The organism is Flavobacterium sp., from assembly GCF_044338735.1.
In the GTDB taxonomy this organism is placed as follows: domain Bacteria; phylum Bacteroidota; class Bacteroidia; order Flavobacteriales; family Flavobacteriaceae; genus Flavobacterium.
Map to the genome: position 1 here is coordinate 1 of NZ_JBIIWV010000067.1, position 11,011 is coordinate 11,011.

Genomic DNA, 11,011 nt, shown 5'->3' on the forward strand with positions numbered 1-11,011 from the left:
AGCGGCTGTTCTTTTTTGATGAATTCCGTGTGAACTCACTTCCATGAAACAAAATTCGCAACCTTCTTGAACCATTTGGTCCAAATAATAATTTAACGTCAGTGAATCAGGAGTCGTGTGCGTAGCTTTAAACTCTTCGGAATCCACCATAATTTTAACCGTTGAAAGCAATCCAACTTTATATCCTGCCTTTTTAAATAACTGATATAATAATGAAGCGATTGTTGTTTTTCCATTAGTTCCGGTTACACCTACCAGTTTAATTTTCTCTGATGGATTATCATAAAAATTAGCCGATAAATACGCTAAAGCCTCATTCGTGTCGTTAACTAGGACATAGGTAATTCCATGAACTATAGTTTCAGGAAATTGTTCGCAAACAATAACATTTGCCCCAAGTGCAATTGCTTTTTCAATATAATCATGACCGTCTGAAAGTGTTCCTTTTATCGCCACAAAAGCAGTATTTGATTCTACTTTTCTAGAATCAAATTCAATTTTTGAAATAGAAACATCAGTAGCTCCATGAACTGCTTCAATGCTAACTCTATATAATATGTCTTTTAGGCGTTTCACGATAATTCGATAATTATAGTTTGATTCTTATTAATCTTTTGTCCCGAAGTAATCGATTGTTTCTTTACTCTTCCTAATCCAATAACTTTTACTTTTAAACCTAAGTTTTCTAGCAATGCTATGGCATCCATAGCTTCCATGCCTTTTACATTAGGAACAATTTGTCCTTCTTTAACTACTTCTTTGTAATAGTTGTTGTACTTATTATCTTGCGATACTACCTTAGCTTCAATATTTTTTACGTGATTTGTTGCTGGAGAATCGGTAAATATTTTTTGTGCAATTCTTTTAAATACTGGTCCAGAAACATCGGCACCGTAATACCCTACCGTTTTATCTGGCTTGTGAATTACTACAATACATGAATATTTAGGTTGAACAGCTGGAAAATAACCTACAAATGATGAAGCATAATACATATCGGGTTTGCCATAATTAACTTGAGCTGTTCCGGTTTTGCCCGACATTGAAAAATCTTTTGAGTATAATTTTGAACCCGTTCCTTTTTTAACGACATTCTCTAAAACTGCTTGGACTTTACCTAATGTTTCTTGTGAACAAATTTTTGGATTAATGATTTCAGTATTGAATTTTTTAATGGTTTTATTCCATTCTTTTACTTCACTAACGAAAATAGGTTTCACCATAACACCATTATTAGCAACCGCATTATACATTGTTAATGTTTGTAATGGAGTCACCGACAAACCATAACCAAAAGCCATCCAAGGCAAACTTGTACCCGACCAAGCGCTAGTGCCTGGATAAGGAATGAACGATTTACCTTCTCCTTTTATGGGTAATCCTAGTGGTTTATTTAATCCGTAACTATTAATTCGATCTACAAATTGTTTAGGATTATTCTTGTAATTATTATAAACCGATTGAACTAAAACCGTATTAGACGAAACTTCAAAACCTCTAGCTAATGATATTTTACCGTAACCTCTATTGTTGGAATCTTTAACTTTTCTCTTATAATAAGTTATTAATCCCCCGTGTGAATCATAAACCGTACTCGTGTCTGCTTTTTTGTCATCTAAAACGGCAATTAAATCAATTAACTTAAAGGTTGATCCTGGCTCATGTGATTCATTTATGGCATAATTTTGGGTTTCAAAATAAGATCCATCTTCTCCTCTTCCTAGATTGGCAATCGCTTTAATATGACCTGTTTTAGTTTCCATAACCACCACACATCCATGATCTGCTTTGTAAATCTCTAATTGTTTTAATAAAGCGTGATGTGCAATGTCTTGTATATAAACATCAATGGTTGAAATAATATCATAACCGTCTTGCGGTTCTTTTTCATTTACATCACTTATAGGTTTCCACTGATTTTTTGCAATTTTTTGCATCATTCTGTGGCCATTTTTTCCATTCAAATACTCTCTAAAGGCATATTCAAGACCCTTTCCATCTTCATTTGAACGTTCATAACCAATAGTACGTTTTGCAACTAAACCAATGGGGTGCTTACGAACAATTTCAGGTGTAATTATAATTCCTCCTTTATTTGCCCCTTTATTAAATAACGGAAAGGATTTTAATCGCACTTGTTCTGTATAACTTAGTTTTTTTGCGATGAAAACATAACGACTTTTATTAGCTCTTGCCTTTTGTAATTTTGCCTGATAAAAACCTGTTGGCTTACCAAACATTACTGATAATGAATCCGAAAGGTCTTTTAAATTATCTCTAAAATGTGTATCTGAAGGTACGACTGCATCAAAATACACCGCATATTCAGGAATTGAAGTTGCTAATAAACTTCCATCTGCAGAATATACATTTCCTTTATTTGCAGGAATTGGAAAGTTTTTAACGGTGCGTTTATTGCCTAATTTTCTGTAATACTTCCCTTCAACCCACTGTATATTATTGAGTTTAATCAAAACAAAGACAGCCATCATAAAAAATAAGAAGGCCACAAAATACATGCGATACGATATTTTTTTATCTTCTATTGCCATATTTTTAATTTTTGCCAAAAACTCTTTTTATCTTTTTTACTTTCAACTATAATTTTTACAGGCTGTTCTTCAGAAGGAAAAATTTGACGGGTTTCCATTTTTTTTTCCACTGTAGATTCCATTTTTAACTTCATTAATTCAGAACGACGATCTACAAACTCTGAACGCAATTCTTTAACTTGGTTTGTCAACTCGGTAATCTTGTAATTCTTAGCATCATATTGATGGTTGTTAGCAATCATAATCATTCCTAAAACCACTAAAAAAACAATAAATTTCCAATTCTTAAGCGCATCATCATTGATAAGAAATTTTGCTTTTAATAAACTGTAAATTCCGTTTTTCATTCCTATTATCTTTTTTCAGCCACTCTTAGTTTTGCACTTCGAGCTCTGTTATTAATTGTAATTTCAGCTTCTGAAGGCACAATAAGTTTTTCAATTATTTTGAAAGGCACTTCAAAATTTCCGAAAAAATCGCGCTCTGGTTCTCCTTCAAACATGCCGTTTTTAACAAATCGTTTCACCAATCGATCTTCTAAAGAATGATATGAAATAACACTTAAACGTCCGCCTGGCTTTAAAAGTTCTAAAGATTGCTCTAAGAACTCTTTCAAAACATCCATCTCTTGATTTACTTCAATTCGGATTGCTTGATATATTTGAGCTAAAATTTTATTGCTTTTATGTGCTGGTAAAAATTTAGCAAGAACTTGTTTTAATTGTTCCGAGTTTTTAATCTGCTTATCCTTTCTTGCTGTAACAATAACATTTGCCATTGCTCTTGCGTTTTTTAATTCGCCATAATTGAATAAAACACGTGAAATTTCTTGTTCATCATATTCATTCACAACATGATAAGCACTGATTTCACCTTTTTGATTCATTCGCATGTCTAATTCAGCATCAAATCGAGTAGAAAAACCACGCTCGGCCACATCAAATTGATGGGATGAAACCCCTAGATCCGCTAAAATCCCATCTACTTGTTTAATTCCGTGAAAACGTAAAAATCGTTTTATGAATCTAAAATTTTCGTTTATTAGTGTAAATCGATCATCAGCAATTGTGTTTTCTAATGCATCAAGATCTTGATCAAAAGCAAATAGTTTTCCATTTATACCTAATCGATTCAGCATCTCTCTTGAATGTCCTCCACCACCAAAAGTTACGTCAACATAAACCCCATCTGGAAGTATATTTAATCCGTCGACTGTTTCTTTTAGCAATACTGGATTATGATAGTCCATCTTCATCATCATTTAAATTACCCATAACTTCTTCAGCTAAATCTGCAAAATCATCGGTAGCGTTTTCAATGGCATTTTCGTACTTGTCTTTATCCCAAATTTCAATAATATTGATAGCAGAATTCAAGACAATATCTTTTTCAATGGTTGCAAAAACAACTAAGTCTTTAGGAATCAAAAGGCGTCCCGTTGTATCAATGTCCACCATTTTAACCCCAGCTGTGAATCGTCTTATAAAATCGTTATTCTTCTTTACAAAACGATTTAATTTATTGATTTTCAACATCATCTTATTCCACTCGCTCATTGGAAACAACTCCAAACATGGCTGAAAAACAGATCGCTTCAATACAAATCCTTCCTCCAAAGAACCTAATTGCTTCTTTAGTGAAGTTGGCAACATCAAACGCCCTTTAGCGTCAACCTTGCATTCGTATGTTCCAATTAATGTTTTCAATTCTTTTCTATTTGAATAAGGACAAATTTAGAAAAAAATTACCACTTTTTACCACAAAATACCACTTTGTTAATAAGTTTTAAGAAATTAAAACTAAAAAAACCACTTCTGATTTAGTTGTAATAATTAAAACTTGATAAATGGAAGAATTTAAATGCTTTTAAAAATAAAATCATCGCAAAATAAATTAGTTAATAAATGTTTTAAAATTGTTGATAACTAACAAATTATACTCAAACACCTCCAAATTTTACCGTCCTAATTTTTTTCTTTTGTTTCCGCAATAAAATAGTATATTTGTCAAATAGGATAACCAACACTTTAAGTGGTATTTATGTTAAAAAAAGAAAAAAAATATACCTATTTTGAAGCCGGAGAAGGAACCCCAATCATCATTTTACATGGATTAATGGGCGGACTGAGTAATTTTGAAGGAGTAGCCCAATTTTTCCCAACAAAGGGTTACAAAGTTGTGATACCCGAATTACCCATATACACGCAAAATATTTTAAAAACGAACGTAAAAGCTTTTTCAAGATTTGTTAAAGATTTTATTTTATATAAAGGTTTTGACGAAGTAATTCTTGTTGGAAATTCCTTAGGTGGCCACATCGGTTTGTACCATACAAAGATGTATCCTAATCTTGTAAAAGCATTAGTAATTACTGGAAGTTCGGGCTTATATGAAAGTGGAATGGGCGAAAGCTATCCGAAAAGAGGCGACTATGAATACATCAAAAAGAAAGCAGAAGACGTTTTCTATGATCCAAAAATTGCTACCAAAGAAATTGTAGATGAAGTTTTTGCAACGGTTAATGATCGAATTAAGCTGATTAAAACTTTAACCATTGCTAAAAGTGCCATCCGTCATAACATGGCTAAAGATTTGCCTAAAATGACTACGCCAACGTGTATTATTTGGGGGAAAGATGATAAAGTTACTCCTCCAAATGTGGCTGAAGAATTTAATAAATTGTTACCCAATTCAGAATTGTTTTGGATTGATAAATGTGGTCATGCTGCTATGATGGAGCATCCAGATGCGTTCAATGAAATTTTATTGAATTGGTTGCAAAAAAATAATCTCTAATAAAGCGCTCCTTCCGAATTTATTTTGGGATCTCTTATAAATTAAATTCTGACCCGAGCTTGCGAATTGACGAAGTAATCAAGTTCAGAATGACAACCTATATGTTATGAAAATTAATACCGCCGAATTTATCATTAGTAATTCTGAAGTAGATAAATGCCCTAAAGAGCGTTTGCCCGAATATGCCTTTATTGGTCGTTCAAACGTAGGAAAATCTTCTTTGATTAACATGTTGACCAATCATAAAAACTTAGCAAAAACCTCATCAAAACCAGGAAAAACCCAATTAATTAATCATTTTAAAATTAATAGTAATTGGTTTTTAGTCGATTTACCAGGTTATGGTTATGCACGGGTTTCTAAAAAAACAAAAGCTGTTTTCCAACAATTCATTATGGATTATTTCGAACATAGAGAACAACTAGTTTGTGCCTTTGTATTGATTGACATTCGATTGGAAGCGCAAAAAATTGATTTAGAATTCTTAGAATATCTAGGAGAAAGCGAAATTCCGTTTGCAATTGTGTTTACTAAATCTGATAAATTAGGTAAAAACAAGGTTAACAATCATGTGGAAGCTTATAAAAAACAATTATTAGCGGGCGACTGGGCTGAAATGCCGCCATATTTTGTTACGTCTTCACTTGAAGCTATAGGACGTGAAGGAATTTTAGAATACATCAATCAAATTAACGAGGATATTTTTAAGAATGAAGGATTTATTTAATATAAAAAACGCCGCTAACAATAATTAACGGCCTTTTTTATTATGCTTTCAATTCCAATTTCTCAGCGAAGTAATCACAAAAATCGCGCATGGTATCTGACATTTTTTCATCGGCGGTGGCACTTTGAAATGTATCAGCCATTGCGACTAAAGTTTGGTGAAAAAATTGCTTCATTTCGTCAACAGGCATATCTTTTGTCCATAAATCAATACGAAGGGTTTCTTTAGCTTTACTATCCCAAACCGACAGCATTAATGCTTTTGCCTCTTCTTGCTCCACACCGCCATCTTGTGCCGTCCATAATAATTTTTCGGGCACATTATTTTCATCTAAACCTACGGTAATTTTTATATCTGATTTTTTCATTATTCTATTATTGTTTCTTTGGTTTGTACTTCGAATTCTCAAAAATAGTTTTGGCATCCATAGCCATTAATTGTTCCAAAGTTACCTCATCATTGTTTTCCATATAACTTCTTACAATTTGCCAACCCAACCATTGACCCACACGACCTGGGGTTTGATTGTCAATTTCTAAATAAAATTTTGAAAACGGTGCCGGTTGAATAAAACGCTGTTCATTCTTTGGATTTACATCATACAATAATTTATTTTCCACCAAATTACTCCACATATAATATTCATTTTCTTGGCAAAATTTAAGCTGCAATTCGGTATACCCAATTTTATTTGCATCTGAATATTCTGGAATTAATTTGTCTTTAATGTACAATTCTTTTCCATAATAAATCATAGCCGAAAGTAGCGTTCTATCTGTTGGTGTGGCAATTTTACCATAACAAAAACTCGACACTAAATTAGGAACGATTTGATTTTCTTCTAACTCAATTTTCTTATATTCGGGAAAATCTACATAAAATTTATGCTCTTTACCTAAATAACAATCTAATGATATCAAGGCAAGTGTATCTACATAAAAAACTTTGCCTTCCATATCTACTTCATTTATTAAAGTAATTACGCGAGGGGTTTTATATTTTGGAAAATAATACTGCACATGACCAAATAATTTTTCAAGATCCCTTTCTACTTTTCCAAGGGCAGGATATTTTACTTGAACCTCGTTATATAATTCCTTTAATAACGGATTATTCATCTTGTTTATCCATACTGAATCGGGGTTTCCTGCTGGGAAAAAAAACGGATATTTTGATTTAATTTGTTCAAGTTCATTCGGTTTAGAACCAAAAAAAACTTGATCAAATCGTTCAACTTTAAAAGTGACCGGAATTTGAGCTACCGCTTCTTCAATTTTACTTTCTTCTCTACAAGAAAATAACGAAACGATAATTAGCGCAAATAATAATTGCTTCATATGGCGTATTTTTATAATTTTATCAAATATTAATTCGGTTACAAATATACAGTTATCGACTTACAAATTTTCATAAAAAAATGACAAATTCTACTCCTTTTCAAGCAGAAAAAATTAATGATTTCATTGTACAATGGCTGCATGATTATGCTATAAACGCAAAAGTAAAGGGTTTTGTTGTTGGCATCTCTGGAGGAATCGATAGTGCGCTAACTTCAACATTGTGTGCGCAAACTGGTTTGCCAACGCTTTGTATAGAAATGCCAATACATCAAGCGGAAAGTCATGTCAATAGAGCAAACGAACATATTGCCCAATTAAAAAGTAGGTTTTCAAATGTATTGAGTGAACGTGCCGATTTAACCCCTGTTTTCGAACAATTTAAAACGCAAGTTCCAGCATCGGATCATGAAACAACACTGGCTTTATCACTAGCCAATACTCGTGCCAGATTGCGCATGACTACTTTATACTATTTTGCTGGATTACATGGATTTTTAGTCGCCGGAACCGGAAATAAAGTAGAAGATTTTGGTGTAGGGTTCTTTACAAAATATGGAGATGGCGGTGTAGATATTAGCCCAATTGCCGATTTAATGAAAAGCGAAGTTAGATTATTAGCTGCTTATGTAAAAGTTCCTCAAAGTATTTTAGATGCAAAACCTACTGATGGATTATTTGGCGATGACCGGAGTGATGAAGACCAAATAGGTGCTAATTATGATGAATTAGAATGGGCAATGAAGCAATTAGAATTAGGAAAAAAAGCAACTGATTTTTCAGGACCAGAGGCGCAGGTTTTTATCCTTTATGAACGACTTCATTTAATCAACCAACATAAAATGCAACCCATACCTGTTTGTGTAATTCCTGAGGGTTTAAAATAATTATCATCCTAATTCACAGCTAATTATATATTATTGATTAACTATGAATATGTTAGTTTTAGAACTGTAATTTTTTAGCTTTGATAAAAGAAAGTATTGCAGATAGTGCTCCTGTTATTTCCTATGGAATTCATTCCTATTTCAAAAATCATCAAAAAATTAAGTGTTTATCAGTAGCAAAAAATAGTGAATTGCTGTTGCAAGAACTTAATTCAAAAGAAATTCAAATTAAGATTATTGTCAAAATTTAACGTCACCAACTTAGTTGACTTATTGAAAAAAGCGAAAGACTTGGAAATTATTTAATGATAACGAGATAGTACTCTGCCTAAATTTTTTGAAAAAACATGGGTAAGCCCTAAATAGGCCATTACCATTTCTAGCGATTCTTTATTATCTTGCTCCTCTTCTGTTGATAAATTATTTTTTAATTCATCAATAATGTTGTTTACTAAATACCAACGCAAAGTAATGATGGTTTCGGTTACATATTGTCCGATAGTTGCTTCTTTTTGTTTGACGTAAATTTGCTGCACTTCCCAATTATGTAATACCTCTCGTTCTTCGTTCATTAATATTGACGTTACTTCCTGAGATAATTCTTCTGGTAAATGCATTAAATATTTATCCAATTCAAACACTTCGTTCTCGTTGAAAAAAGCAATCAAATGATTATAAATGGCTTTAAATACTGGGTTAGCTAGTTCTATTTCGTCTTCTTGCAAACTCAAATAAACGCGCTCAAATACTTTATAATTCTTTTTCTCAGCAACATCAGCGTATTCGCCCTCTTCATTTTCTGTCAAAATGCTGTCTTCAAATTCGACTTCTTTGGATCCATAGAACAACAGAATCTGAATAATTTTATGTTCTAATTCATATTGTATATCTACTTTTTCGGTTGTCTCAGTGCTTTCATTTTTAACAACTTCAAAAGCTTTTTGTTCTTCCTTATAGTTTTTATTGGCTTCCGACAAATCTTTTTTAACGAGTTGAGCTAGCGTATTAAAAAGCACCTCTTCAGAAATGTCCATGATTCGAGAACACTCCTTAATATAGACTTCTCGTTTAATTCGGTCTGGAATTTTAGAAATACTAATGACCATATCCCGGATTAAATCAGCTTTTTTAATAGGATCATTCTTAGCTTCTTGCATTAACAAAGAAGCTTTAAACTGAATGAAATCTTTGGCATTTTCTTCAAAATACAATAACAAATCTTCATACGATGTTTTTCTCGCAAAACTATCAGGATCATCACCATCTGGAAACGTACATACTTTTACGTTCATTCCGGCTTCCAAAATCAAATCAATTCCACGAATCGAAGCACGTAGACCAGCAGCATCACCATCAAAAAGTACAGTAATATTTGGCGTTAAGCGATTAATCAACCGAATTTGATCCGGTGTTAAAGCCGTTCCAGAAGAAGCTACGACGTTTTCAATTCCGGCTTGATTCATTTGAATGACATCAGTATATCCTTCAACTAAATAACAATTATTCTGTTTCGCTATGGATTGTTTCGCATGAAAAATTCCGTACAACACTTTACTCTTGTGGTAAATATCACTTTCGGGCGAATTGAGGTATTTTGCGGCTTTTTTATCATTGGTCAAAATACGCCCTCCAAAACCCAACACACGACCGCTCATGCTCTGAATAGGAAACATCACACGACCTTTAAAACGGTCAAATTGTTTATCTTCTTTAACAATCGAAAGTCCGGTTTTGTCTAAATACTCTAATTTGTACCCTTTACCCAGTGCTTCTTTGGTAAACGCATCCCAAGTTTCTGGCGAATAACCTAAACCAAATTTTTTAATGGTTTCGGAAGTAAAACCTCGTTCTTTAAAATAGGACAATCCAATGGCTTTTCCTTCTTCGGTTTCTAATAACGTGTGATGAAAGTATTTTTGTGCAAATTCCGAAACCAAATACATGCTTTCTTTTTCATTAGCCTGCGCTACATCTTCATCAGACTGAACGGTTTCTTCAATTTCAATATTGTATTTTATGGCCAAATATCTAATTGCCTCAGGATAGGTAAAATGTTCGTGTTCCATTAAAAAAGTCACAGCATTTCCTCCTTTTCCCGACGAAAAATCTTTCCAAATTTGCTTCACCGGAGAAACCATAAACGAAGGCGACTTTTCGTTCACAAACGGAGACAAACCTTTCAAGTTACTTCCTGCGCGTTTGAGTTGGACAAAATCACCAATAACCTCCTCAACTCGGGCGGTTTCAAATACTTTTTCTATGGTGTCTTTTGAGATCAATTTTGATTTTCAGATTTTAGACTTTAAGATTTTCAGATAATGGAAAAACGAATTCAAAGTTACAAAGTTAATCCATAAAAAAACGTATAAAAACAAAAAAGTACTTCATTGCTGAAGTACTTTTTCGAAACAGAGAACTTAACCTAACTCTTAATTTAATTAAAATCAAAGCGTATACCTAATGAAACGTTGTTTTGATCTATATTATTGTGTTTGAACATTGGATTTAAGTCATATTTAACATATAGACTTGTAGCCTTATAACCTACATAAGCACTTAAACCATAATTAAAATCTGAAACATTAAATTTAATTTTACAGTTGCGCTTTTATTGAATTATTACTTCTATTTATATAGACGAGAACGAAGTAAAAAAGGTTGCATGAAAAGAAATTAATTGGAGTTTCTTCTCTTAATATAACTTTTTGGTGA

General features: G+C 32.7%; 11 protein-coding genes. 3 read left to right on the forward strand and 8 right to left on the reverse strand.

Going from position 1 to position 11,011, the window contains the following annotated elements:
- From ACIQZC_RS05970 to mraZ, 5 genes are all read right to left on the reverse strand, one after another.
- Positions 1-576, reverse strand: a 576-nt coding sequence (locus ACIQZC_RS05970) for a Mur ligase family protein (protein ID WP_396138325.1), incomplete at its 3' end; no start/stop codon positions are given.
- The gene (locus ACIQZC_RS05975) at positions 573-2,552 is read right to left on the reverse strand and encodes a penicillin-binding protein (protein ID WP_396138326.1); all 1,980 of its coding nucleotides are present in this window, start codon (positions 2,550-2,552) and stop codon (positions 573-575) included. The genes ACIQZC_RS05970 and ACIQZC_RS05975, both read right to left, overlap by 4 nt.
- Positions 2,543-2,899: an FtsL-like putative cell division protein gene (locus tag ACIQZC_RS05980; protein WP_396138327.1), complete on the reverse strand. Its 357-nt coding sequence runs from the start codon at positions 2,897-2,899 to the stop codon at positions 2,543-2,545. The genes ACIQZC_RS05975 and ACIQZC_RS05980 overlap by 10 nt, the downstream gene beginning before the upstream one ends.
- Before the next feature lie 5 nt (positions 2,900-2,904).
- Positions 2,905-3,813, reverse strand: a complete 909-nt coding sequence (rsmH, locus tag ACIQZC_RS05985) for a 16S rRNA (cytosine(1402)-N(4))-methyltransferase RsmH (protein ID WP_396138328.1) — start codon at positions 3,811-3,813, stop codon at positions 2,905-2,907.
- The gene (gene mraZ / locus ACIQZC_RS05990; protein WP_396138329.1) at positions 3,788-4,258 is read right to left on the reverse strand and encodes a division/cell wall cluster transcriptional repressor MraZ; all 471 of its coding nucleotides are present in this window, start codon (positions 4,256-4,258) and stop codon (positions 3,788-3,790) included. Before mraZ ends, rsmH begins: the two co-directional genes overlap by 26 nt.
- A gap of 334 nt (positions 4,259-4,592) precedes the next feature.
- On the opposite strand from mraZ, the gene ACIQZC_RS05995 reads away from it, so the two are divergent.
- Both ACIQZC_RS05995 and yihA read left to right on the forward strand, forming a co-directional pair.
- A complete protein-coding gene (locus tag ACIQZC_RS05995; protein WP_396138330.1) occupies positions 4,593-5,348 on the forward strand; it encodes an alpha/beta fold hydrolase in 756 nt (251 codons plus the stop codon).
- A gap of 106 nt (positions 5,349-5,454) precedes the next feature.
- Positions 5,455-6,075 carry a ribosome biogenesis GTP-binding protein YihA/YsxC gene (yihA, locus tag ACIQZC_RS06000; RefSeq protein WP_396138331.1) on the forward strand — a complete coding sequence of 207 codons (621 nt, stop codon included), beginning with the start codon at positions 5,455-5,457 and terminating at the stop codon, positions 6,073-6,075.
- Positions 6,076-6,115: 40 nt separating this feature from the next.
- Here the strand turns inward: yihA and gldC are convergent, their stop codons facing one another.
- On the reverse strand, positions 6,116-6,442 hold the full coding sequence (gldC, locus tag ACIQZC_RS06005) for a gliding motility protein GldC (protein ID WP_396138332.1): 327 nt from the start codon (positions 6,440-6,442) through the stop codon (positions 6,116-6,118).
- Positions 6,443-6,449: 7 nt separating this feature from the next.
- On the reverse strand, positions 6,450-7,412 hold the full coding sequence (gene gldB / locus ACIQZC_RS06010; RefSeq protein WP_396138333.1) for a gliding motility lipoprotein GldB: 963 nt from the start codon (positions 7,410-7,412) through the stop codon (positions 6,450-6,452).
- An 80-nt stretch (positions 7,413-7,492) separates the two neighbouring features.
- Here gldB and nadE point away from each other — a divergent pair, with 80 nt between their 5' ends.
- The gene (gene nadE, locus ACIQZC_RS06015) at positions 7,493-8,299 is read left to right on the forward strand and encodes an NAD(+) synthase (protein WP_396138334.1); all 807 of its coding nucleotides are present in this window, start codon (positions 7,493-7,495) and stop codon (positions 8,297-8,299) included.
- A 302-nt stretch (positions 8,300-8,601) separates the two neighbouring features.
- Here the strand turns inward: nadE and dnaG are convergent, their stop codons facing one another.
- Positions 8,602-10,578, reverse strand: coding sequence for a DNA primase (gene dnaG, locus ACIQZC_RS06020; RefSeq protein ID WP_396138335.1), 1,977 nt, complete (start codon positions 10,576-10,578; stop codon positions 8,602-8,604).
- Positions 10,579-11,011 lie beyond the last annotated feature (433 nt).

What these genes read in the sequence shown, in the direction of transcription:
- ACIQZC_RS05975 (WP_396138326.1), bottom strand. Translation starts at nt 2,552, where the DNA reads ATGGCAATAGAAGATAAAAAAATATCGTATCGCATGTATTTTGTGGCC.
- ACIQZC_RS05980 (WP_396138327.1), bottom strand. Translation starts at nt 2,899, where the DNA reads ATGAAAAACGGAATTTACAGTTTATTAAAAGCAAAATTTCTTATCAAT.
- rsmH (WP_396138328.1), bottom strand. Translation starts at nt 3,813, where the DNA reads ATGATGATGAAGATGGACTATCATAATCCAGTATTGCTAAAAGAAACA.
- ACIQZC_RS05995 (WP_396138330.1), top strand. Translation starts at nt 4,593, where the DNA reads ATGTTAAAAAAAGAAAAAAAATATACCTATTTTGAAGCCGGAGAAGGA.
- yihA (WP_396138331.1), top strand. Translation starts at nt 5,455, where the DNA reads ATGAAAATTAATACCGCCGAATTTATCATTAGTAATTCTGAAGTAGAT.
- gldC (WP_396138332.1), bottom strand. Translation starts at nt 6,442, where the DNA reads ATGAAAAAATCAGATATAAAAATTACCGTAGGTTTAGATGAAAATAAT.
- gldB (WP_396138333.1), bottom strand. Translation starts at nt 7,412, where the DNA reads ATGAAGCAATTATTATTTGCGCTAATTATCGTTTCGTTATTTTCTTGT.
- nadE (WP_396138334.1), top strand. Translation starts at nt 7,493, where the DNA reads ATGACAAATTCTACTCCTTTTCAAGCAGAAAAAATTAATGATTTCATT.